The 22,794-nt window shown below is 56.0% G+C and carries 18 protein-coding genes and 2 pseudogenes; 6 read left to right on the top strand and 14 right to left on the bottom strand.

The window, feature by feature from the left end; genetic code table 11:
* Positions 1 to 398: 398 nt before the first annotated feature.
* Positions 399 to 2,045, bottom strand: coding sequence for a sulfatase-like hydrolase/transferase (locus IE087_RS00550; protein WP_189366982.1), 1,647 nt, complete (start codon positions 2,043 to 2,045; stop codon positions 399 to 401).
* Positions 2,042 to 2,674 (bottom strand): MarR family winged helix-turn-helix transcriptional regulator, encoded by a 633-nt coding sequence (locus IE087_RS00545; protein WP_189366981.1) that lies wholly within the window; start codon positions 2,672 to 2,674, stop codon positions 2,042 to 2,044. The genes IE087_RS00550 and IE087_RS00545 overlap by 4 nt, the downstream gene beginning before the upstream one ends.
* Before the next feature lie 12 nt (positions 2,675 to 2,686).
* Here IE087_RS00545 and IE087_RS00540 point away from each other — a divergent pair, with 12 nt between their 5' ends.
* The 4 genes and pseudogenes from IE087_RS00540 to IE087_RS00525 all read left to right on the top strand — a co-directional run.
* Complete coding sequence (locus IE087_RS00540; RefSeq protein WP_189366980.1) at positions 2,687 to 3,742, top strand: TAXI family TRAP transporter solute-binding subunit; 1,056 nt, start codon at positions 2,687 to 2,689, stop codon at positions 3,740 to 3,742.
* A 26-nt stretch (positions 3,743 to 3,768) separates the two neighbouring features.
* Positions 3,769 to 6,054, top strand: coding sequence for a TRAP transporter permease (locus tag IE087_RS00535; RefSeq protein ID WP_229801214.1), 2,286 nt, complete (start codon positions 3,769 to 3,771; stop codon positions 6,052 to 6,054).
* Between the two features lie 761 nt (positions 6,055 to 6,815).
* A pseudogene (locus IE087_RS00530) lies at positions 6,816 to 7,199 on the top strand (Tn3 family transposase); the annotation flags it as partial.
* A gap of 46 nt (positions 7,200 to 7,245) precedes the next feature.
* Positions 7,246 to 7,562, top strand: a pseudogene (locus IE087_RS00525) (integrase core domain-containing protein); the annotation flags it as partial.
* Between the two features lie 89 nt (positions 7,563 to 7,651).
* Here the strand turns inward: IE087_RS00525 and IE087_RS00520 are convergent.
* From IE087_RS00520 to IE087_RS00470, 11 genes are all read right to left on the bottom strand, one after another.
* Positions 7,652 to 9,076, bottom strand: a complete 1,425-nt coding sequence (locus tag IE087_RS00520; protein ID WP_189366979.1) for an MFS transporter — start codon at positions 9,074 to 9,076, stop codon at positions 7,652 to 7,654.
* Complete coding sequence (locus tag IE087_RS00515; protein ID WP_229801213.1) at positions 9,073 to 10,257, bottom strand: M14 family metallopeptidase; 1,185 nt, start codon at positions 10,255 to 10,257, stop codon at positions 9,073 to 9,075. Before IE087_RS00515 ends, IE087_RS00520 begins: the two co-directional genes overlap by 4 nt.
* Positions 10,258 to 10,384: 127 nt before the next feature.
* Positions 10,385 to 11,599: an ATP-grasp domain-containing protein gene (locus tag IE087_RS00510; RefSeq protein WP_189366977.1), complete on the bottom strand. Its 1,215-nt coding sequence runs from the start codon at positions 11,597 to 11,599 to the stop codon at positions 10,385 to 10,387.
* Complete coding sequence (locus IE087_RS00505; protein WP_189366976.1) at positions 11,596 to 12,879, bottom strand: ATP-grasp domain-containing protein; 1,284 nt, start codon at positions 12,877 to 12,879, stop codon at positions 11,596 to 11,598. Before IE087_RS00505 ends, IE087_RS00510 begins: the two co-directional genes overlap by 4 nt.
* A gap of 59 nt (positions 12,880 to 12,938) precedes the next feature.
* A complete protein-coding gene (locus IE087_RS00500) occupies positions 12,939 to 13,403 on the bottom strand; it encodes a VOC family protein (RefSeq protein WP_189366975.1) in 465 nt (154 codons plus the stop codon).
* A 16-nt stretch (positions 13,404 to 13,419) separates the two neighbouring features.
* Positions 13,420 to 14,532, bottom strand: a complete 1,113-nt coding sequence (locus IE087_RS00495; protein WP_189366974.1) for a pyridoxal phosphate-dependent aminotransferase — start codon at positions 14,530 to 14,532, stop codon at positions 13,420 to 13,422.
* A gap of 95 nt (positions 14,533 to 14,627) precedes the next feature.
* On the bottom strand, positions 14,628 to 15,398 hold the full coding sequence (locus tag IE087_RS00490) for a cyclase family protein (RefSeq protein WP_189366973.1): 771 nt from the start codon (positions 15,396 to 15,398) through the stop codon (positions 14,628 to 14,630).
* A complete protein-coding gene (locus IE087_RS00485; RefSeq protein WP_189366972.1) occupies positions 15,395 to 16,372 on the bottom strand; it encodes an aminotransferase class IV in 978 nt (325 codons plus the stop codon). Before IE087_RS00485 ends, IE087_RS00490 begins: the two co-directional genes overlap by 4 nt.
* Position 16,373: 1 nt before the next feature.
* A complete protein-coding gene (locus IE087_RS00480) occupies positions 16,374 to 18,050 on the bottom strand; it encodes an FAD-dependent monooxygenase (RefSeq protein WP_189366971.1) in 1,677 nt (558 codons plus the stop codon).
* Positions 18,051 to 19,292: 1,242 nt separating this feature from the next.
* Positions 19,293 to 20,414, bottom strand: coding sequence for an aminotransferase class V-fold PLP-dependent enzyme (locus IE087_RS00475; RefSeq protein WP_189366970.1), 1,122 nt, complete (start codon positions 20,412 to 20,414; stop codon positions 19,293 to 19,295).
* Between the two features lie 47 nt (positions 20,415 to 20,461).
* Complete coding sequence (locus IE087_RS00470) at positions 20,462 to 21,172, bottom strand: tryptophan 2,3-dioxygenase family protein (RefSeq protein WP_268244623.1); 711 nt, start codon at positions 21,170 to 21,172, stop codon at positions 20,462 to 20,464.
* A gap of 143 nt (positions 21,173 to 21,315) precedes the next feature.
* Between IE087_RS00470 and IE087_RS00465 the strand changes: the two genes are divergently transcribed.
* Both IE087_RS00465 and IE087_RS00460 read left to right on the top strand, forming a co-directional pair.
* Complete coding sequence (locus tag IE087_RS00465) at positions 21,316 to 21,708, top strand: P-loop NTPase family protein (protein WP_189366968.1); 393 nt, start codon at positions 21,316 to 21,318, stop codon at positions 21,706 to 21,708.
* On the top strand, positions 21,690 to 21,923 hold the full coding sequence (locus IE087_RS00460) for a P-loop NTPase family protein (protein ID WP_189366967.1): 234 nt from the start codon (positions 21,690 to 21,692) through the stop codon (positions 21,921 to 21,923). Before IE087_RS00465 ends, IE087_RS00460 begins: the two co-directional genes overlap by 19 nt.
* On the opposite strand, the gene IE087_RS00455 is transcribed toward IE087_RS00460, so the two are convergent.
* Positions 21,907 to 22,664, bottom strand: a protein-coding gene (locus IE087_RS00455; RefSeq protein WP_189366966.1) for an IS5 family transposase whose coding sequence is annotated in 2 segments (ribosomal slippage) — positions 21,907 to 22,328 and positions 22,328 to 22,664 — 759 coding nt in all. Because the reading frame shifts where the segments join, the coding sequence is not laid out codon by codon here. The genes IE087_RS00460 and IE087_RS00455 overlap by 17 nt on opposite strands.
* Between the last annotated feature and the right edge of the window lie 130 nt (positions 22,665 to 22,794).

Here is a 22,794-nt window from a genome sequence, read left to right as displayed (position 1 = left end):
GTCATAGTTGCATTATACAACCTTATTCTGAGGCTTGTCCACCAACAGCCGACATTCGCTGCACGGCAATAGTTTGGTACTTTGGGCTCTTTATGGCCATCGGATGCATCGCAGCATCGAGCCAATCTCGCGCGCTGACGTCTGTGTGGACGGCGCATTGCCGCCGTTTATTCAGGCACCATTTTGCGGTGTACTGAGCCTTCTTGGAGAATGCGCGATTGGAGGCAAGGTGGTTGAACAGATATCATCCTCGAAATTTTGGTCATAGCGCAACGTCGTTTCAAAGATTTCCCGATGCAAGGAGCTTTTGTGAAAGAAAGATACCAGAGCACGTTGCCTGCACCCGCCGCGTGATGACAAGAAATTACGCGTGAAGACAAGAAATTACCCGCACAAAATCAGGTCTTTCCAATAGGCGTTAGCGTTGTAAACGCTTGGCCAGTGGCCTCTTCATATTCAGTTTCATCCCAAAAGCCGATCAGGATACCATCATGCGCAGCCCGTTTTTGGCGGGCGAGGACGGCTGGTGTTGCCGTGATCCGCGTATGATGCCGCGTCGCCCAGTGAAGCAGTGCAGCCTCCATCCGTTTTCGAACGCTTACATGTTCGGGAAGGTCGGATTGGCCAAGGTCCTCGAGTTCGCTCGGGTCCGTCTCAACATCGAACAGGATCGGTTCGAACCCCTCGCAACGTATGTATTTCCAGCGGCCGTCGAATATCATGGTCGTGTGCGCGTCTTCTTGCGGCACGTCCAGCGCACGCGCCATTTCGGACCAGTGGTAATCATGTTCGCTGATGACATATTTCCGCGAAAAGCCGTCGGTTCCGTACAGGATTGGCGTCAGATCACGGCCTTCGATCACGTACGGTTTCGCCTCGCATCCGAGGGCCTTCATGAAGGTTGGGGCAAGGTCGATCATCTCGACCAAGGCATCTGATACGGTCCCTCGGGTGGCGTCTGCGCGCGGTCTTGGATCACTGATGATTAGCGGGACCTTGACCGCCATCTCATGATAGAAGTCTTTGTCGCCCATCCAATGATCGCCCATATAGTCTCCATGATCCGAGGTGAAGGCGACGATGGTATTTTCGCTCAGGCCATTCTCATCCATCCAGGCGAACAATCGGCCCAGGTTGTCATCCAATTGTTTGATCAGCCCCATATAGGCCGGAATGACGTGTTCCCGCACGTGATCGCGCGAGAAACTCCGGCACACACGGGCATCCAGATATGCGCGCATCAGGGGGTGATCGGTCTGACGTTCAGTGTCGGATCGGACGGGTTCAACGATGTGCGTCTCGTCATACATGTCGTGATAGGGCGCGGGCACGATGTAGGGCCAATGCGGCTTGATGTAACTCAGGTGGCACATCCAGGGTTGGCCATCGACCTGCGCGTCTCGCATGAAGTCCATGGCGCGGTCGGTCATATAAGCCGTCTCGGAGTGCTCTTCCGGCACATTGGCTGGTAGGCGCGCGTTCTTCAGAAGCCATGCCGAAAGCAATTCGCCATCGTCATCGAGGCCGGAATTGGCGAAGTCTTCCCAGGGATTGTCACTTTCGTAACCATGGGCGACGAGGTAATCGTCATAGGCCGACCATTGCTGGCGCGGGCTGTCGGGGTGAAGGCCATCGTCGCGCTCAAACGGCTCAAACCCGCATTCGGACCGTCGCACGCCGATCTCGCTTTCGGGATCGATACCAAGCCACGCCATCCCCTCACGGTCGGCGATCATATGCGTCTTGCCCACCAGCACCGCGTGCGCTCCGGCTTCGCGCAGGTGATCGCCCAATGTTGGTTCACCGACGCGTAGGGGCATGCCATTCCAGGTCGAGCCATGACTACGCACATATCGCCCGGTATAGGCCGACATCCGCGAAGGTCCGCAGACCGGCGATTGCACATACGCACGATCAAACCGCACACCGCGCGCGGCCAGCGCATCGATATGCGGCGTGTGCAGGTGCGGGTGACCATAGCAACTGAGGTAATCGAACCTGAGTTGGTCAGCCATGATCCAAAGGACATTGGGTCGGACGGTCATGGCGCGGCCTCTGCAGTTGGGTTTTCGGGCAGAGGTGCCTCGACAAAGGCCTCGAAACGGTCGATGAGCTTAATGAAGGTATCCACATCGTCTTCCGAAAAGGTTCGGGATAACGCCGCGCGGCGGGCTGACATGACGACCGAAGTCTGATTGAAGACGTCGCGCCCCTGGTCTGTCAACTCAATTAGGGACTGCCTGCGATCGGTCTGGCTGACGCTGGTCGTTGCATATCCTTTGCGGACCATCATCGGGATCGCGCGGCTGATGAGGGCATGATCGGTATGCTGGATTGCGGCCATTTCGGTCACGGTCAACGGACCGGCCTCAGCGAGATCCCAGAGGACCCGCCATTCGGTAATGGACAGCTCTCCGGCAGATTTGAGCATGCGTTGTGCCTGAACGCGTGAGGCCAGGGCCGCCGCTGACAAGCGACCGAAGAGATTACGGTTCTGTTCAAGCTGGCGGGCCTTCACCTTGTCTGGCCTGGTTCTGATCTGGTTTGTCATGTGGTCTCCCTTAAGCAGGATAAGATCAGCAGAATATTTACGTGACAAGTCACATAATTTTTGTAACGGTGCATGAGGGAAGCCTGCAAAAGTGGGCCATTTGCCTGCGCCAAGGCGCTGCATTGGGAGGAAGCCATGATCAGAAATACACTTGTCGGGGCGATTTTGGCCGCGTTGCCAGCCGCCGGTTTTGCACAAGCGACACTTACCGCAGAAACAACGTCGCCGGGCTCGACCCCGCACTACATCGATACAACCCTCGCGGCGGTCCTTGACGGTGCCGGCGTGGCTACGATGCAGATCACGGAAGGGGCGACACTTACCAATTCAGTGCAGGCCGTGGCAGAAGGGCAGCTGGATATGGCCCCCGCGCCCCTGATCCTCCCATTTCTTTTGTCACGCGGCGTAGGTCCTTACTCCGGTCTCGGGAAAGAACGCGGGGCCGAACTGGCAGGCAACCTGCGCTCGCTGTTTTTCACCGCCGCCTCGGCGCAGATCTTTGGCCACTACGATAGCGGCGCAATCTCGGACATTCGCACGTTGGAAGACATGCGTATCTGGAACGGCCCGCCCCGCGGGGCGGCTTTGACCTCGGGCCGGGCTGCGGTGCAATTGCTCTCCGGGCTGAAAGATGGCGAAGGCTATGAAGGCATTCAGTCGCCTTGGCCTGATACCGTATCGACGATCACCGGCGGCGGCGCAGACGGCTGGACGATCCCCGAAGGTCTGCCCTCGGGACGCCAGATCGCCATCGCGGCGGCCGGTGCCACGACCATCTACGACATGCCGTCAGATCTTCTGGCCAGCGAATTGGGCCAGCAGATCATGGCCGCTCCGGGTCATGCGCCCTATTCCATCCCGGTCGAGGAGTATCGGGCGGCTTATACCGGCAATGACATCACCATCGTCACCGACGACGACACCTTCGACAGCTTCGCCACCGCATTTGCACAGATCGTGCCGGCGTCGATGGACGAAGAACTCGCCTACAGGATCACTACCGCCTACCTCGCCGGGCAAGAGCGCTTTGCAACCGGAAGCCCCCGTGGCCCTTACCTGTTCCTTAGCTTCGGTGACATCGACGGCGTGAGCCAAGGCATGTGCGGCCCCGTGACCGTACCGATGCACCCCGGCGCAATCCGTGCCTATGAGGAGGCCGGATTTACCGTCGCCGATTGCGTCCGACCCTAAGGGGCGGCCGCGCAGCCGGTAAGACAATGGCCGATGCACAGACCATGAAGCCAATGGGACAGCGCAGTGCGCTGTTCCTTGCGTTTGTTCTTGTGTGTGTCGGAATGCTCAACACCTTGCCAGAAATCCCGGGACTTCAGGATTGGGCGCGCGAGATCACCGGCATCCGGTTCTTTCGAATTTCCAGCTTTCCGACTGAATTCTACTTTCCGCCGATCTTCGTCCTGATGATGGTGATCGTCGCACTCGACGGGAGCCTTTACCGCACATGGCGCACGACGCGTCCGGAGCGCGCTTGGTTGGGTCTAGCCCTGGATTGGGGTCTGGTTTTGGCAGCATTGGCAGGCGCAGTGGGCTTCTGGATTGAAATCGATTCCGTTTGCCTGATCGATCAGATCACCGGCGAACGGTCGCGCTTGATCGAAGAAGCGATGGAGCGGTCCACCAATTTGATCCCCGGCATGACCCTCGACGCCGAGGTGCCTGCCTGCCAGGCCCGTCTGGACATCTGGGTTCTGCCGCTGCTGTTTACAATCATCTTTTTGTTCTTCCTCTATAATGTGCGGGTATGGGGGCTGCCGCTGGTGATCGTCGCCAGCATCGTTGTTCTCTACACAGTTGCGACGGCCATGATCTGGGTCTTTGACCTGAGCGACAACAATTTCCTCCTGACCAAACTGGGCGCGGACGGAGGGGATGCACTGGCCGCGGCAATCCAGAAGGCCACGAATGTCTTCATCACGCCAGATGGGTTTATGGGCCGGTTCATGGACATCATCATAAACCAGGTTTTCCCCTACGTTGTGTTGGGCGCGCTGTTCGGTTCATCGGCGGGCGGCACGTCGCTGATCAAACTCGCCGTGCGCCTGACGCGGAACTTGCGCGGCGGCCCTGCGCATGCCGCGATTGTCTCCTCGGCCATGTTTGGCACGATCACCGGTGGGCCGGTCACGAATGTGCTCTCTACTGGTCGGCTCACTATCCCGATGATGCGGCGCAATGGCTTTTCGCCGCAATTCGCAGGCGGGGTTGAGGCGGCGGCCTCCTCGGGCGGGCAAATCATGCCACCGGTCATGGGCATTGCCGCCTTCGTTTTGGTCGCCTTGACGGCTGTGCCCTACACCAAGGTGATCACCGCAGCCTTCATTCCGGCGATCGCATTCTTCTTCTCGATCTTCCTGGCGGTCATGTTCCAGGCCCGCCGTGAAAGGGTCGAGCCGATGCGGACCATCCCTAAAGATTTGATCATGGTGCGGCAGGATTGGCGGAACCTCTGGATCATCTTCCTGCCCATACTTGTGATCCTGATTTTGCTTTTGGGAAACAAGGATGCGATCGGGGAAAGCTGGATCGCCTTTATTCTCCCCGACGCCGTGGTCCAGACCATCGTCGATGCGACCGGCGACGCCGTCTCGGCCGGATGGTGGGCCGTCGCGATACTGCTACCCCTTATGCTGCTGGATCCAAAAACGCGCGCGCACCCGCGCAAGATCGCGATAGCCCTTGGTGAAGGTGGCATCCTCATTTCGCGCTTATTCTTGTTGCTCTTCGCGGTGTCGATCATCGCGGCTTTCTTGAACGAAAGCGGCCTGACGGGTGAACTAACCCGTGCGGTGACAACGTGGCTGGAACGAGTCACTTCGATCCGCGTTTTTGGATATGAGATTAAAATCTCTGGCGGCGTTTATCTCATGCTTGCCCTGGTTTGTGCCATGTTCTGCGCAATCCTTCTGGGCATGGGGATGCCTACCGTTCCGGCTTATGTGAACGTCGCCCTGCTGCTTGGGCCGCTTCTGGCGCAGCTCGGTGTCAGCTTTTTTACCGCCAATATGTTCGTCTTCTACTTTGCCGTGGCCTCGGCCATTACACCGCCAGTTGCCGTCGCCGCCTTTGCCGCGTCGTCGATCACAGGATCCGAGCCCATGCGCACGGCCTTTTCCGCCGTGCGAGTCGGAATCGTGATGTTCACGATCCCCTTCGTCTTTGCCTGGTATCCCGAATTGCTGCTGATCCCCGAGGCCGTTACGATAACCGATGAAACCGGACGGCGTGTGTTCATGGAAGGATATTCAGGCGAAACCAATTTTGGGGCGCTCGCGCTACTCCTTTTTCGCCTTTCAGTGGCACTATACTTGTTGGCCTCCGCTCTCGCCCGTTACGATCATGCGGCACTTCTTGGGTGGGAAATGCCACTGCGGATTCTCGCAGCGATACTCATACTCTGGAAAGCGCCCTTGGTGATGTTGGTCGGAGGTTTGTTGGCCTGCGTTTTGGTGGTGGTTCACTATTTGCGAAGCGGAAAGCAGCAGTAAAAATGGTGCCCAAAAAAAATTTGATTTAAACCACTTGAGGTTTTGCCGACAAAATAGTTCGGCGCGTTTGTTCTCAAAGAAAGCATCACGGTCACCGTCATCGCAGGAACAGTTATGATCCTGATCTCGATGCTCCTCGCGCGGTGAAAGGACTTGATTTGAGGGCGTTGTCCTACTCGTCTACCGCCACACAAAACGGACTTCAGCGCGCCGCGCAGCGAAAGCCCGATTTGTCCTGCGCGGGCGACGTTCAACGCTCCTTTTTGTCGACCCAAGGCTAGATCAGATTTGCACACAACCCAAGGTCTGCTCTGGAGCCCAAGGCAGTCATCCAGTTTTCATGCTGCGCCTGCTCGCATGTTCGAAATCGCTGCATTTGCTCGGTACGCGACGCTGCGCAGCGGCGGAGATATACAGGGTGGATTTTGCGACATAATCGCGAGTGTAGAATAGTTCAGTTACAATTTTCGAGCTAATGGGTGTCTTGCTGTAGTCATGAAGATCGGAAGCATGAGCAGGCAATAAACACCCGACCAAAGGAGCTGTTGATCAAGTCCAATCCCTACGTCGATAAGGTAACCCAACACTCCTGGTCCAACCGCTGTTGCAAGTGTGAAAACCGCGGAAACCATACCTCTGATTGAACCGAGAAAGCGCGTGCCATAGATGTCAGGCCAAAGTGTTCCGACAAGTGTCAGAGAAAACGCGTCTGTCAAAGCGTACAACGCCATGAAGGCGTATATGGTCCATGCGTCTTCGATGAACTTGCCCTGGCGCTCCGGGAAATCGGGCACATAGAGCGTACGCTGTTCATCATCGACTGGCTGCTCAATGCCGATATGCAGCGCCGTGCCAATGTTGGTCGGAATAAGGGCGAGGCGTACCACGCCTTGAAAAACGCCCTTCGCATTGGCCGCCAAGGCGAAATCCGTGATAGAACTTCTGAGGGCCAGCACTACCGCATGGCAGGTCTTAACCTGCTGGCCACTATCATTATCTATTGGAATACCAAGCACCTGGGCCACGCAGTCTCCGCCCGAAAACGCGCAGGTCTCGACTGTGCGCCGGAGCTTCTCTCGCACATCTCACCGCTTGGATGGGCACATATCCTGCTCACGGGCGAATACAGGTGGAAAAATCGATGACATCCGGCCTTAAGGTGTCATTCTGCCCCCAGCCGGAACAGACCCCTTCCGGTCACTGCCAAAGGGCTGCATCCATCACGCGGACCGTGGGTCGCAATACTGTCCTCATGACTACCAGAAAATCCAGCGTCAGCACGGGTTCAAGGTGCCGATGTCTGGGAGGGCAATTGCCATGACAACGCGACCGTCGAGACGATCTTCAAAACCATTAAGGCTGAACTGATTTGGCGGCATCCCTGGGAGACACGACGCAAGGCTGAGATGCTCATCTTCGAATACATCAATGGCTTCTACAATCCGCGTCGCCGCCACTCAGCACCGGGCTGGAAAAGCCCCGTCGCTTTCGAAACGAAATTGGCCTAAACGAGCACCGGGCGCGGCACAAAAACGGGACAGCCCCAATCATTCACTGCAAAAGTGTCTGTCCTGCAATGTGTTGGGTCTGCCGTGGCTCAGTCTGAGGCCACTGCGCGCTTTCGGGTCAAGAGCATCACCGTCGCGACGATGCCGATACCGGCGAGTGGAAGGCAACTGGCAAAGATTATCCGGGCTGCGGCTGCTGTTTCTTCAGGCGTCTCCGCAACGGGGTAGCCTGCCATATTGGCAATGATCCCGATATATGCCACGCCCAAAGCATAGCCAAATCGTTGCGTCGTCGGGATAGCACTTGCCGTTCTTTCGATCTCTGCCGGATCAATCACCGAAATGACCCTGCGCAGCAAGAAAGTGAAGGCAAGTCCAAAGCCACACCCTTCCATTATCGTGAAAACCGCGATCAAGCTCGCTGGCCCGTTCGGCACGCTCCACAAGAAGCCGAAAATGCTAAGCGTCGCGAGCGCGAGCCCAAACGCAATCAATTTAGAATCATGTCGCTCCGCTGCGCCTGATACGAAAAACGCCGCTGCGGTCCAGCCGATAGAGTGCCCCGCCACGATGTAACCAGCCGTCAGAGCGGACACCCCATGGATGGCGGTCATGAGGATTGGGCCGTACGCCGTTATTGCAACCGTCGCCATGCCAAAGAAAAGCATCATCGTCAAAGCCGCGCCCTGCGGCGTAACCAAACTAAACGGGGCCTTCGGGAGCAAGCGGTTGGTGCCCGCGCGGCGATCCAACGCCAGAACCAGGGCGAGACATAGAATTCCCAGCACGACGAACCCGCTGGTGCGGAGCAAGGCAACCTCAATGCCGGCGTAAGCAATAGAAGCGACGCCGAGCGCCAGAAACGCGAGCCTCGCGGCCGGAAAAGACCTTTGCTCTTCGGTCTGTGTAGGTGCAGCGCCGAACTGTTTGCTCATTATGAGGGCAGCCGTCACAATCAATGCCTGCACTGCGAATGCTGCGAAACCCACTCGCCAGGTTGCGTACTCAACAAGCAGGCCACCAATCAACGCGCCAAGAAACGCCGACACACCCCAAACTGTTGAAATTACGGCCGTTGCACGCGCAACGAGGCGCCGCGGGAATAAGACTGTGACAGCAACAAAGCAGAGCGCAACCAAACCACCGCCGCCAAGCCCCTGAACAAAACGGCCAACCAGCAGCCCCGGCATAGTCTGCGCACTGGCGCTTGTTATGCATCCTGCGAAGAACAAGAGCGCTGTCGCGGCCATCGGAGCCCGAAGCCCGAAGCGGATGGCCATTAGCCCGCCCGCGATACCCGTGATGATCGTGCCCATTTCGTACAGCGCCAAGCTCCACGCGACCAGCGCGCGCCCGCCGATGTCAGCAACGATTGCAGGCAAGAGTGTGGTGACAAGCAGACTATTGGCGGCATGCATCCATATCGCCATCGCGATGACCGCCAGTGCGCCGGCCTGAGGGGAGACGATGACTTCCCTCCACGCTACCGAGTCTGAAACGCTTTGATCACTCATTGCTGCCCGCAGTAACTCTGTTTGTTTTGGGGTGCGCACCATGCCTCGCGCACACGTTTTAGCTCTGGGGCGATGTCCAGCAGAGCAGCAACCGTATCATGGCCCAACTGTTGGCAACGTGCAGGTGACCAACCCTCATTGGGATCAGGGTTGTGCATGGAGTCTTTGAACGGCATTTCCAGAGTCACGCAAGGACAGCCAAGCGTCTCCCCTAAGTAGTTGCTTGTGATGCTGAGGTTCGCCTTCAGAGGATCCGGCGTGGGGTACCCAAATTCCGTTTGAAAATCTCGGTTCGCACGTTTCAACGCATCTTTAAAAGAGTCGACGATGCCGCGGATTGGGTCGCGATGGCCCGCGGGCCCTTCCGGGCCCACCAAAAAGACATGCGACAGCGTTTCGGTCCCATGCGCGTCCAGAACGAGATCGGCACCTGTCTGAAACAAGCGATTGCGAACATAATAGGCCTCTGGGCTGCGCAGTAGAGTTGCTTCTGGCCAAGCCAGGTTCAAGTCCTCACCCGCAGCGTTCGCGCGCAGATTTCCACGCAAACAGCCGTCGGGGTTCATATTTGGGATAATAAAGATGTCAGCCAGCTCGCGTAAACGAACGGCCTGCTCGTCCAACTCATCAAGCAATCGATGCACTAGACCTTCCAACCACCACGACCCCATCGTTTCGCCGGGATGCTGACGCGCGGTGATCCAAAACTTTAAAGCGTCAGCGCGCCTGGATTGCAGGTTCAAAAGCTCGATATCTGCCCCATCTACACTCCGCCCCAGAACTTCACGTTGGGTATCTGCACTGGCCGTTACCAGCTTTGACAATGCCGCCTCTCGCTGCAAAGGGTAGGGAGCAAAAAAAGCAATGAAAACCTGACCACACTCTGGTGTCATTGAAATGATCAGACGTCCGTCTTCGTAACACGTGGGAACCCGACGCCAAGACTTCTGATCATAAGAGGCGACCGCTTGGTAATCGTCCCATCCGCCAGCATAGGCGTCGCCCGCATTCTCGATCGATATCCGACAGGGTTCACCTTCTGCACCGTCTAGTCGAAAGTAGAACCACTGGTAGGATGTGGCGTTGCTGTCCGTCTCGATCTCCACCCTAATATCACCGGGGCTGCTTGCGCTCAAAACAAGAATGTTTCCGGCCTCAAAGTCACTTGAAATGAAAATCATAGCGTTCCTTGGCCTAGCCCAGAGCCAGACAGCACAATTTGCAAACAGCCCGTTGCCCGCATTTCGAAAAAAGGATCCCACAGAAGAGGAAATCGATGTTTGGTTCGGATGACGCCGGCGGTTGAATTCATGCGTTGACCATGCCGTCTCGTGGTTCCACGTCAATCCGGAACAGCGACTCAAGTCGATCTGCTTCTGCAAATGCGGCATCCGCCGTTCGTGCCTTTACGATGAAGTAACCGGCGCGTTGCATGTTGCCTGCCAACTCTGGCACGAAATCGCCGACACCGAGTTTGAACGTGTGTTCAACCATTTCGCTTTCGGGACCCAGTTGGCCCTCGGTCGGAGCGCTGATCTGTCGAATGCGACCCTGGGGCAGGGTAATGAAGCGAACGGCGGCGGCGGCAGTACGCGTGTTTGGTGTTGGGGCAAAACCCTCGCCACATGCCCATTTTGCGGCAACTTGCGTCGTGTCTATGCCAAGCGCAAGTTGCATCAACTTCGTAATCTGACCGCCGCCGAAGCGGTTGTGTGACTCGATCACGGCGACGTTTGATCCATCCACTTTGATTTCGGTATGCCCAGGTCCATCGGTCAGCGAAACGTGATCCAGAAAGGTCTGTACCTGCTGCCATATGCGCGCCTGTTCCTCTGTGCTCAGCCGGGCCGGTACAAGATGTCCGGTTTCAATGAAGTTTTTGTCCACGATCTTTTCTGTGATCGCAAATAGATGGTGACGTTTGTTCAAAGAGAATGTTTCGACACTAAATTCTCGCCCGCCGAGCCAGAGTTCGGCAAGTGCCATGTCGCCCACGGCTTCAATGCGAGCCATTGCCTGTTTCGCCCGGTTTTCACTATCAACAAACGTAACACCGATGCTGCCATTTCCCTTCGCCGGTTTGACGATCACGGGGCGTCCCAAACTGGCATGGAAGTTTAGGATGTCTTCCACATTGCGGCAAAGCCGATGAGGAACAGACAGTTCATCATGTTCGCTGAGCCGAAGGCGCATCGCGGTCTTGTCGGGCAAGAGCGCGACCGCCTTGGGATTGAGATGCGGCAGGCTCCAACGCCGCCCTAGTTGACATGCGAGGTCCAGGAATGGCTGCGTCAGAGACAAGACGCCTGAAAAAGGGGATGCCTCATGAATGCTATCCAGCACCTCCGCCAGGGCATCTGTTTCGAGCTCGGTAATCAGAACCTGATTGACTCCCAGATCGTACCGCGCATCAAAGCGCGCCCTGCGCGTTACCAGAAACACCGGCTGTCCAGATGCTTCAATACGCTGTGCTTGGTCGGGGGCATCTAAGGTTTTACCCAACAGAAGCAGCGGCGCGGTCATGCGACAGAGCCGACATCAACGGATCGCCACTGGGCCTTAAGTGTCGCGTCGAGAAAGTCAAAGAACGCATAACCCTGCTCGGGTCCATCGTGTTGGCCAAATATGATGTAGATGTAGCCATCAAAATCCGGATACGGTCGGTAGAATTCACCAAACCGCGCAAATTCCAGCGCGTGGCGGAAATCGGGATGGCGCTTCACGTCGTCCAGACCGGTCACACTCTCCAGATATCCAGATCCTCCCAAGGGCATGATCCAACTGCTCGCGGCCTTGCCAAGACCCTGTTCGGGGGGCGGCCAATGGGCAGAGGTCAGTGTGCCGGCGACCTGGTGCATTTGTAACCCTGCCAAATCCACGCCCGAGGAGGCTTCGACATTGAAATGAGCGCAGCCCGCGCCGCCAAGGCGCGCGCCAATTTCAAGAAGAACCGGCTCGTTATTGGCATCCAGCCGCATCTCGCAATGGGCAGGCCCGTTGTTAAGACCAAGCGCCTTGGTTCCGTTTATGGCCTCGGCCTTCATTTTGGCCTCGAGTTCAGTACCTGCCCCACTGGGGCAAAGGTAAATGGTCTCTTCGAAATAAGGACCCTTTGGATCTCCCTTATAGCCACAATTCAGCGCCCTGACGTCTCCGTCAACGGCAAAGGTCTCCACCACATATTCGGGGCCATCAATAAATTCCTCAACAATGACTTTGGAAAAGGTTCCCATTGTGCTCCAAGAATGCTCGTCATAGATCTGGCGGTTCAACTCGCGCACATGGCAGATGGCAGGGTCGAGCTCTGCCTCGCAATAAGCCAATTGGACACCAGAACTGTTATATCCAGATGCGGGCTTGACCACGACTGGGAAGGTGAGATTGGCGCAGACCGAGCTACTATCGTCTGGTAATACCGTGACATTGCGTGGCACCCGCATCCCTGCTCGTTCGAACCGGCTTCGCATTGTTGTCTTATCGCGCGCAGCCACTGAGGCCTCCGGAGATATGCCGGGCATGCCGAGCCTCTTTGCGAGTGTGCTGGCCCAGACCATGCTGTGTTCTTTGATTGGCCAGATCCCATCGAACTGCCATTTGGTATGTAGAGCTTCAAACTCTAATAGGGCAGTCTCGGGGTCCTCGTAGATTGGTAATATCGCAGACCCAATGACGGCCTCATATTGACAGGTCTCAAGACCATGCTCTGGTAGGATCGACACGAGCTTGTACCCATCGCGCGCGGCGACCTCGAAAATGAACGGTATGTCGTACGACGGATGAATTATGGCAAGCGTCTTTGTCATCTCACACTCCGGTTCTGGATTGGTGTGCATCTCTCGGCACAAACGATGAGCCGTGGGCCTTAAACGAACCCTTTTTTGGCCATGTTGACCTTGGCCTTTTCGTTCTTTTCAATGCCATCCAAGCCCATCTGCCTGAGCACCCCGGGAAGCTTTGTGAATGTGATGTTCTGATACGAAACGATTTCCGCGCGATTCCCCCAAGGATCGAGGAAGGTCAACGTGTCCAGAGGCAGAAGATCGATTTTGAGCTCATGAAGTCGTTCGCGGACCCGTTCTTTGTCGTCCACAACGAGACCAAAATGACGGTCGACGTCCCGATTGCTTCGGTTGCTTCGGGTGAAGACCATGAACTGATCCCCAAGCTCGACAGAGGCCATTTCGTCGCGCGGAATCCCGGCTTTGTCTTCGTAGACCACTTCGATCTGGAAGATGCTGCTGTAGAACGTCACGGCTTCCGCAACATCACCGACTTCAATGGAAATATGATTGATGCCGACGGGTTTCGACAATGGGGCATGTGTCATTAGAGGTCTCCTGATTTCAGATTTCGTTCGCCGTGGCCGGGTCCGGCGAGGCAACCGAGTCCGACAAGGCATTGATGAAGGTCTTGCATTGAGGAAGCGACCCAACCGTCACTCTCCACCACCCGCGCAATTGCGGTTGGTAAAACGGCTTTCCGATGAGGACGCCTTTCTCTTTCGCCAGATCGAAAAACGGACCCCGATCGCCATCTGGCACATAAATGACGACGAAATTCCCGGCGCCATCGCGACAGGGGATGCGCAACTCTTCGAGCCGCGCTTTCAGCCACTCTTTCGACTCCCGCATCGTCTTTTGGTACGCCGACAAGAGCTGTGGCTGACCCAAACGCCATTCGACCGCATGAGCCGCCAAAGCACTGATTTCATAAAGCGGGCGCACCTTGTAAAACTGCTGCGTCAGTTCCGGGCTCGCAATGACGGCCCCGATCCGCGCGCCTGCCAGCCCAAACACCTTTGAAAAAGTGCGCAATATGACAATGTTTTTGTGCCTTTTTTGCAGGTCAAGGAAACGGCTGTCACCGCTCTCTACGAACAAGTAGGCTTCATCAATTACCAGCAGAACGTTGCGCAACTCCAACTCTTGCGCCAGATGTGCAATGTCGTCGAAATCGGCGGATGAGCCGAGGTTTCCACTCGGCGTTTCAAGAATGACCATTTTTGTATTGGGCCGCAGCCGCCGGGACATTTCGGAAAGGTCCGGCTTCCAGTTGTCAAGCACTGGAACTGTTTCGAGATCTGCTTCGAAGAATTCCGAGTACCGTGCATACATCAAGTAGAAGGGGTCGTGTACGAGGATATGATCGCCGGCATCGATGCAGGAATCGAATAGGGTTTTGACGGCCAAATCCGACCCGTTGGTCAGTACAATCATGTCCTCGCCGATATCGAAGAACTTTGAAACGGCCTTGTAAACGCGGCTCAGCTCCGGATAGGCGGACAACATCTCGGGCGTGAGGCCTTGGAGGAATTCATCGAATGCCGAACTCGGAATGTCGATCAGGTTTTCATTCAGGTCGAGGCGCAGATAAGATGGTCGCTGCGCAAGCTTCTCTCGAAACTTTCGCCGCTCCGTTTGAACGACCCCTTTTCGAATAACAGCTTCAATTTTCATATGACTGTGCCTCTTTTGCGGGAGTTTCCGTGATACTTTGACCGTTCTCCAGAAGGAGAGAGGGGTGATGAAATTCGATTGGTGAGCCTATGAATTTATGGTTTTGGCGCGCCCCCTTCGTGCGTGTCGCCTCTGACATCGGGGAGACGCGCGAAAACGCGGCAAGGACTGCCGGTACCACCAACAATCGGCAAAGGCGCAACCACGATCTGAAAACCGGTGGCCGGGAGCCTTGAGAGGTTCTTGAGTTGAGTAATGCCGTATTTTCCGGCTCCAAGAAAATACCAGTGTACTGGGAACGGCGGCGTCTGCCCGGCTGCCTTTCCGGCATCTGTCCCCACGGTTTCCACGCCAATGCCGATCAAACCAGTGTCGCACGCCAACCATTTCGCGCAGTCGGCTTCGATACCTGGCGTATGCCCGTTGTTCAGAAAGCTGTCGCTGTCCTGGTCCCGCTCGTCCCAACCAGTACGATAAAGGAGCCACCCACCGTCCGGGAGCGGCCCGTTCGCATCGCACCATGACATCACGTGTTCAATGGTCAGCAGAAAGTCAGGAGATTGAGCGACCTCTGCGCTTGTATCAAGCACAACGGCTGGCGCGATCAGGTGCTCAAGCGGAATTGATGCAACATCCGAACCTGTTTCCCCCGATTTCCAATGTATCGGAGCGTCAATATGCGTTCCGGTGTGCTCCGATAATGAGATGTTGTACCAATAAGCCTCTCCCTTTGCGTCGTACTTGCTGATCAACTGCCGCGAAAACGGCCAAGCTTGGTTAAATGCGTCAGGCAGCCGAATAACCGGTGTGGCTTCGGACAAGGGCGCCGTCAGATCAATTGTCGTGACTTTCTCACCGAACGTCATTGTCCTGCTTCCAGCGTCAAAGGTTTGTCCTCAACATGCGTCTCCGTTGCTGGGTAAACCGGCGTTGACTGGCCCCCCGTGCGAACTTCCTGATCATAGAGCTGCTGAAGTTCGCGCAGGATTGGACCCGGTTTGCCGGTACCGATGTCGACCCCATCCACACGAATTATCGGTTGTAACTCGGCGAGCGTTCCGCAGAGCATCGCCTCGTCCGCCAGATAAAGCTCTGTTCGATCAATTTCGCGCCGCTGAAAAGTCAGACCCAAACGTTCTGAGGCCAAGCGCCCCATCGTATCTAAGGTGATCCCTTCCAAGACTCCGCTTGTTCCAGGGGGCGTCACGATTTCATTACCGAGAACTACCGCAACGCAGCATCCCGGTGCTTCGGCAAGTGTTCCACGTTGGTTCAGAAAAAGGGCCGTATCGTGACCGTTGCGGACCGCTTCGTGCTGAGCCAGGCGACTGTTGTGATAATTGGCACCCGTTTTGATCCGGGGCGGCGATGTCTCATCACTGATGCGTCGCCAGGAGGAAACCGCGACGCTAACACCGCTCTCGTATCGGGGGGAGCGCGGCATGGGCAACGCAGTGATATGGGTCAGCGTATCTTCGGTATATCCGAGCGAGTCGAAGTTGGTTCCGAAATTGAAACCGGTCACGAAGACGATATGCGTGTCCTGTCGCGTGTTACTCTCTCGCAGGAGTGCAAGGACCGCGCCACGCAGCTCCGCGTCGTCATAGGTCACAGGCATATTCAGACATTTCATGGACGCGCGCAGCCGACGCAGATGGTCATCCAGCCGGTAGAGATACAACTGCTCGTGATCGGGGTTCCAATAGGCGCGAACGCCCTCAAAAACATTCGCGCCCCAAAAAGCAGCTTGCGAGCGCGCGTGGATCACACATGCGTCCCAAGAGATGATCTTGCCGTTGAGCCATGCCAGTTCCGGTGCGTCATTGGATACAGTGCTCATGTTACACAACCTCTTCCATATCGGTGTTCGCACGCACCGGACGTGCATGCGGCGCAGGCGTTTCGATCCTCATGGAAGCCCGACACAGGTGATGCTTCAGACGCGAAAGCTCTGAAATTGCGTGATAACTCGCGATGTAGCCATCAGGGCGAATGATAAAAAAGCATGCCCCTTTCGACACGAATTTCTGCGCGCCGACAATGTCATCATAGTTCGCGATCCGATCTGCTTGTTCATACGATGAGGCCGGTTCCTGCGGATGCGTATCCCCGCGTCGATGGACGATGACAAAACGCACATCACTTTCTTTGCCAAGAGGCGCACGCACGTCACGGATCAACGGAATTGAAGACTGCTCGGGAAAGATTAGGCATGTGAACTCATCGCCCAAGAGTTTGCGCAGTCGGCTCCGTTTATTCTCCAGAAAAACCGGTAGATCTGGCAGGAAGTGTCCAACGATAGGGCAAAAATCCTTAGGCCCGATCATTTCTGATGACGTATAGGTAAATGGTTCCGACATCTTTCCATGATCGATCCATTTGCGCGCCGCAGGAAAGAGGCGCGCGAGAAACAGAACGCTGTGGCGAATGGCTTTGCTTCGAAGGTCGGCCGGTGCGATGAAGCGCATTGTCGCCTCTGTGAGCCGCACGTTTTCAACCGCTGCGGCCCGTCGCTCGTCACTGTAAATGGACAAAATCCCTGGATCAGACGTTCCGTTCAGGACCCTGGAAAGCTTCCATGCCAAGTTGTCGGCGTCTTGGATTCCACTGTTCATGCCACGAGACCCGTAGGGCGGCAGAGCATGTGCCGCATCCCCGGCAAACAGCACCCGCCCGGCAACGAAACGGTCCATGACTTTCTGATTGAACTGGTAGGTGCTGATCCATTCGATGTTGTATGGAACGTCACCGATGACTTTGCGGATGCGCTTATCCAGACCGCCATTTTCGCGTTCTGCCGCGATATCTGCACCTTTTTCAAGCTGCCAGTCGATCCGCCAGATGTTGTCGGGCTGCGGATGCATGACCATTTGATGGCCCCGATGGAACGCAGGATTGAAATAGAAGTGCCGCTCCTTGCGCATGGGGAGGCAGGCGCGGATATCGGTGATCAAAAAGGGATTTTGATGCGTGTAGCCGGGGAATTCCAGCCCCATGAGGTCGCGAACAGTGCTGTATACGCCATCGCAGGCGACGACATAAAGATACTCGGCAGCGAAGGATTGATCTTCATTGCGCAGATCCAGCGTCACGCCGGATGAGGTCTGATGCAGGCCGACAACCTCATGATCCCAATACAAGGTACAAAGCGGGTCTTGTTCCAGATGCCGCAGCAGTTCTTGTTCGATCCGATATTGCGAGATGTTGACGAATTGGGAGAACCCAGGCCGCTCGGGAAATGTGTGCGGCATCAACTCGATATCATTGAGAAAGACGTGGCCATTGCGCCAGGCGATACCTTCTTCCGCGATCTGAGCGGCGCATCCGATCTTGTCGAGAACTTCAAGACTGTCACCCTGTATCAGGCAGGCCTTGGAACCTTTGCGCAGAAGGTGAGGTGCCTTGTCATAGAGCGAGGTCGAGATACCGGACTTTGAAAGCAGCGCCGCGAGGGTCAAACCAACGGGACCCGCTCCGACAATGGCAACGCGTGCGTCGGGTTTTGGGGTGTGCATCATCCGCTTCCCCGACGCGATGTAGTTGCCAGGAGAAGCGGCGCATCTTTGACTTTGTCGAGGTACGACGCGCCTTCGGTATATCCCGTCCCCGTCGTCTTGCCCAACATGGAAACTGCAAGTTTATGGTGAAATTTGCGCCATCTGAGCACGGCTGTCTCGAATTCGGTTGCGCTGTCCTTGAAGGCTTCGAACTTGGTGTCGGAGATCGCTATAGAATGCTTCATGCGTTCCAGCACCTGATCCAGGGTGGATGTCTGCGAACTCAGGATTGGCTTCAATCCAGGAACAGCCTGAAACGCGGCTGAGTTCAATCTGTCCGGGTCCGGCGTTCGGCAAAGAGCCTCAATCAGCTTATAGCTGTGGGATTGAATCGCGCTTGCACCCTCAGTGAAGCGGCGGAAATCGGCGAATGCTTCCTTGCGCATGCTGCTGAGCAGTGTCAGCAGGAATTGCACTTCATTCAAACGCACAGAGCACCGCCGCATCAAATGTGTGGACAGATCTATGTTGTCGGTGTCCAGATCGATGACCCGTTGCAAAACACGCGCCAGCCACCTGAAAACTGTTTCGAACGTCTGAAGGACGCGAATGAACATATACTCGTCGTGGACCGTTGCGACGGGTAGAATGGTGTGGTGCAATCGGGCGTTGGTTGTCGGAGGGCAGCGCCTGTCGAATAGTTCCAATAGCAGGTGCGAAAGCTGTGGAGCGCTCAGATCCTTTGTGCTCGGCCAGATCCCCAAGCGTTCTGCGGGACGCTGAACAAGCTTTAGGATCCGTTGGCACCGGAGGTCTAACAGTTCAGCGTCTGCGGGCAGCCGATCCAACCAGCGCACGGCCTGGTTGGGTGCAGCGGTCTCAAAGTCCAGGAGATCCAAGAGCAGTGCCAGGATGTTCTCATCGAGAGCAGTTTCATCAATCCGATGCTCGTCGCCCCAGAACAGTACTTTCAGCGCGAGATAGGAATGATAGTCATAGGTTTGATCGGCCTTGTCCAAAAGGACATCAAGAAAGGCGATCGTCCATCCATCGGTGCCGTCATCGCTTTCTGAAAGTTTGTCGCGGATACGCGATAGCAGCAAAAGCACTTCCTTAGGAACGAAGTGCTTTCCCTGCCGCTGAAATGTGTTGACGATCTCGCTCACTGGCAGCGATGTCGCGGACGGCCGGTTCAAACAGAGGATCAGTTGATGGACGATTGAGTTCTCAGTTCCGTCCCGATCCAGATTTAGAATCGTGTCTTTACGCAGATTTGGCAATGCTATTGTCATTCTGTCCCCCATGATGCGTGCGGTACCCCCGCAGGAATGTGCAAAGGGCATCGATATCGGAAGTTGTTGTGTATTGATGGCAGGAAACGCGCACAGCGTTTCCACGTGGGCTTGTAATAATACCTTGCTCTGCGAGACGCTGGCCAAGAGTTTCGGCCTCGGCATCCAAGAAGGCGACATGGGCTCCATGAGATCCCGCGCTTTGATAGCCTACAAGTTGTTCACCTTGAACCAGCAGTTTTTGAGCCGTGTAGTCCACAATATTCGCAATGTGCGCCGCGCGGTCCTTCTGCGTCACCTCCGAGAGGAGCATTAGCCCGGCCTTGGCAGAAAAGACGCTTGGAACAGCGATGGTGCCGGTTTGAAACCGACGCGCGTCCAACGCATAGTCCAATTTTGTGGACTCAAAGTCGAAAGGGTTTTGGCGTCCGAACCATCCAGTCAGTGCTGGAGCGCTCCAGCGCATCGGTTCCTTAACATAGAGGAACGCAAGGCCCGGAAGTCCAAGCGCATATTTCATTGTTCCCGCGAACAGAAAGTCACAGTTCAACGCATTGACGTCAATCGGAACACTGCCAAGCGCTTGGTAGGCATCGATAGCGAGTACAGCACCGGCCTCCCTGGCGGTCGTAGCGATTTTCGACAGGTTGGGACGCCGTCCGGTCAGATAGCTGACGGCTGGAACAGAGACTAAGGTGGCGTGCGTTTGGTCAGGGTCAACTGAGCGGCGACCCAGCGATACCTGAAGGCCTTCGTCATCCATGCTATATGATCGGGCACCTCGTGCCTGTTCTGCGGTCCAAACATTTGCGATGGAGGGAAACTCGTCGTGCGAATACACGATCTCGAGCGGGTGAAGATCGGTCATCGCTTCCAATATCTGATAGGCGCAAACGGAAGCATTGGGCAGGAACGCGATTTGCTCTGGCTTGGCATTAATAAGCTTGGAAATCTCTTCGCGCAGATCGTCTATTTCTTGCTCAAAACGGGCCCATGCCAAAGCTGGCCGTGACATGGCGCCTAGCATCTCCGCGACCGCGGCATCCACGTTGGATGATCGTGGCGCCAAGCTGCAAGTGGCCAGATAGACCATCTGATCCATATGTGGAAATGCGCTCCGAGTGGCTTCGATCGTCTGTGTCATGCGTGGTCTACTTGCTGGGTGCCACTCATTGCTGCGAGTTCGGATCGCACCCGCCACAGCTGAAGGAAGAACTTGGTATCTGGCATATCCTTAAGGGCCGAAACGGGCGTGCCCTTGGTGCCGACGGTGAACTGGCCGATTATGCGCTCAGCCAGTTTGTAGTGCCGGGCGCGCCACAAAGACACGCTCTCGTCCCAGTCGATGAGGTCTTCGAACAGACGATATTCAGACCCGTGCTGACCACTCACATAGGTCTGAGCCATGTCAATTCCCCTGCGCCTGACATAGGCGTCTAGCTGGTCGGACAAAGCTGCTCCAACCTGACGGATGCTGCGCCAGCCCGGTGACTCAAATCCAGATCCGTTCCCAAGAACCGGACGCAGTCGCAGAAAGTCCCAAGGTGTCAGTTCGGACAAGATGTCGAGCTGGTATCGGATGAGGCGAATACACTGGGTCGAGCGCCGGAGGCATGCGCTGGCACCATTGGTGTCGTCCTGAGCCATCAGGGCAAGTGCTTCTTCGCATTCAGAATGAGCTAACTTCAGCCAAAGCTCGGTAGATTGATGCGTGACCTGGAAGAGAAGCTCATCTTTGGACACCCAGTCATCCGGACCTTTTTGAAGGGCCAGGAGCTGATCCGTCGACATGTATGTTTCATAGTCGTTTTTCCCGGATCCTGGCAAAACTGGTCCATATGGATCGTTCATTGAAGAGCACACCCTCAGTCCGTAGATCGCTTCGTTTCCGCGTAACTTTGTTTCCGCCTGACTGTATTTCCGATTAGCTGTGTCGTTGACGCAGGTTCAGTCTGCGTCATCCAAATTAGCTAACATGAATTTTTGTGAACTCCATGATTAATACTACCTATGCGCGAATTTTTGCCGGCCACGAAGCCATAGGCTATATTTTTTTCTCGCGCGAATTCTGGAATAGATCGGAAAGACAGAGAGTTACCCCGACCACTGGTAAATCACTTTTTGCTGCGGCCTTGTCTGGGGTGCCAATGCCCGGTCTGACTGTGACCGGTGACATCTATCTCGATGGCCATAAGAAGGCTAATCCGCTATGGAAAGACCATGTTTTTGTGCTGCTGCAAGAACCAGCGATTGCGCCGGATCCAACGATGTCGGTTGGCAAGCAGGTTGCCGAGATCTTCAGATGGCGGCTTGATCCGGGCTGTCTGCGGCAGATCTGGACAAGCATCCGGGCCAGGTGTCAGGAGGCATGCAGCAACGGGTCATGATTGCGATGGCGCTTGCCGCACGTGCGTCCTTTGTCGTCACCGACGAGCCGACCAAGGGCTCGGATGCGCAGAACAGATCCCGCGTGATTGACCTGTTCAAGCTGATCCAGGCTGCGGGGCGAGGTCTGATCATGATTGGTCATGACCTGAATGTAGTTCGCGCTCTGGCAGATACTGTCGTGGTGCTAGGGTCAGGATTCATAACCAATAGATGACGACAGCGGCGAGAGCGATGGCCGATAGGAAGACCTTTGGACATCGGTCATAGCGGGTCGCCACACGCCTCCAATCTTTGAGCCTGCCAAACATGATCTCAATGCGGTTTCGCCGCTTATAGCGGCGCTTGTCGTTTTTGACCGGCGTCTTTCGTTGCCTTCGCCCGGGGATACAGGCTCGTATTCCCTTGTCCTGCAAGGCTTCTCTGAACCAGTCAGCGTCATAACCGCGATCCCCAAGCAGCCATTTGACGTTTGGCAGGCCACTGAGCAGCGCCCGTGCGCCGATATAATCGCTCACCTGTCCGGCGGTGACGAACAGGTCGATCGGTCGTCCCAGGCTGTCGCAGATGGCATGTAGCTTGGTGTTCATACCGCCCTTGGTGCGACCGATCAGGCGACCGCGCCCCCTTTTTTGGCGGCCATACTGGTCGCCGTTCGATGTGCCTTCAGGTATGTCGCGTCAATCATCACGGTCTGCTTCTCGCCGTGTTCCGCAGCCAACCCGGCCATCATCCGAGCGAAAATGCCTTTCTCGCTCCAACGCTTCCATCGGCTGTAAAGCGTTTTGTGCGGACCATAAGCGGCAGGAGCATCACGCCAACGCAAGCCATTGCGATTGATGAAGATAATCCCGCTCAGAACCCTCCTGTCGTCGACCCTTGGCTTGCCGTGCGACTTAGGGAAAAAGGGGGCCAACTTGGCCATCTGCTCGTCGTTCAGCCAGAAAAGGTCGCTCATGTCACCGCTCCGTTTTCCAGCTCGTGAATCACGCAGCGCAGCCGAAATCAATGCATCCTGACCCTAAGTCTCCCGTGGTATCAAGCCTACAACGCAAGCAAGCACGACCGGCACAATGAGTTCAAGAAAG

The organism is Tateyamaria omphalii (assembly GCF_014651375.1).
In the GTDB taxonomy this organism is placed as follows: Bacteria; Pseudomonadota; Alphaproteobacteria; order Rhodobacterales; family Rhodobacteraceae; genus Tateyamaria; species Tateyamaria omphalii.
The sequence above is the reverse complement of the archived record's forward strand: the minus strand, read 5'-3'. Positions and strand labels throughout refer to the sequence as shown.

Bases quoted from the DNA above. Each gene is read 5' to 3' on its own strand.
- IE087_RS00550 (WP_189366982.1), bottom strand. From the start codon at position 2,045: ATGACCGTCCGACCCAATGTCCTTTGGATCATGGCTGACCAACTCAGG.
- IE087_RS00545 (WP_189366981.1), bottom strand. From the start codon at position 2,674: ATGCAGCGCCTTGGCGCAGGCAAATGGCCCACTTTTGCAGGCTTCCCT.
- IE087_RS00540 (WP_189366980.1), top strand. From the start codon at position 2,687: ATGATCAGAAATACACTTGTCGGGGCGATTTTGGCCGCGTTGCCAGCC.
- IE087_RS00535 (WP_229801214.1), top strand. From the start codon at position 3,769: ATGGCCGATGCACAGACCATGAAGCCAATGGGACAGCGCAGTGCGCTG.
- IE087_RS00520 (WP_189366979.1), bottom strand. From the start codon at position 9,076: ATGAGTGATCAAAGCGTTTCAGACTCGGTAGCGTGGAGGGAAGTCATC.
- IE087_RS00515 (WP_229801213.1), bottom strand. From the start codon at position 10,257: ATGATTTTCATTTCAAGTGACTTTGAGGCCGGAAACATTCTTGTTTTG.
- IE087_RS00510 (WP_189366977.1), bottom strand. From the start codon at position 11,599: ATGACCGCGCCGCTGCTTCTGTTGGGTAAAACCTTAGATGCCCCCGAC.
- IE087_RS00505 (WP_189366976.1), bottom strand. From the start codon at position 12,879: ATGACAAAGACGCTTGCCATAATTCATCCGTCGTACGACATACCGTTC.
- IE087_RS00500 (WP_189366975.1), bottom strand. From the start codon at position 13,403: ATGACACATGCCCCATTGTCGAAACCCGTCGGCATCAATCATATTTCC.
- IE087_RS00495 (WP_189366974.1), bottom strand. From the start codon at position 14,532: ATGAAAATTGAAGCTGTTATTCGAAAAGGGGTCGTTCAAACGGAGCGG.
- IE087_RS00490 (WP_189366973.1), bottom strand. From the start codon at position 15,398: ATGACGTTCGGTGAGAAAGTCACGACAATTGATCTGACGGCGCCCTTG.
- IE087_RS00485 (WP_189366972.1), bottom strand. From the start codon at position 16,372: ATGAGCACTGTATCCAATGACGCACCGGAACTGGCATGGCTCAACGGC.
- IE087_RS00480 (WP_189366971.1), bottom strand. From the start codon at position 18,050: ATGATGCACACCCCAAAACCCGACGCACGCGTTGCCATTGTCGGAGCG.
- IE087_RS00475 (WP_189366970.1), bottom strand. From the start codon at position 20,414: ATGGTCTATCTGGCCACTTGCAGCTTGGCGCCACGATCATCCAACGTG.
- IE087_RS00470 (WP_268244623.1), bottom strand. From the start codon at position 21,172: ATGAACGATCCATATGGACCAGTTTTGCCAGGATCCGGGAAAAACGAC.
- IE087_RS00465 (WP_189366968.1), top strand. From the start codon at position 21,316: ATGATTAATACTACCTATGCGCGAATTTTTGCCGGCCACGAAGCCATA.
- IE087_RS00460 (WP_189366967.1), top strand. From the start codon at position 21,690: ATGCAGCAACGGGTCATGATTGCGATGGCGCTTGCCGCACGTGCGTCC.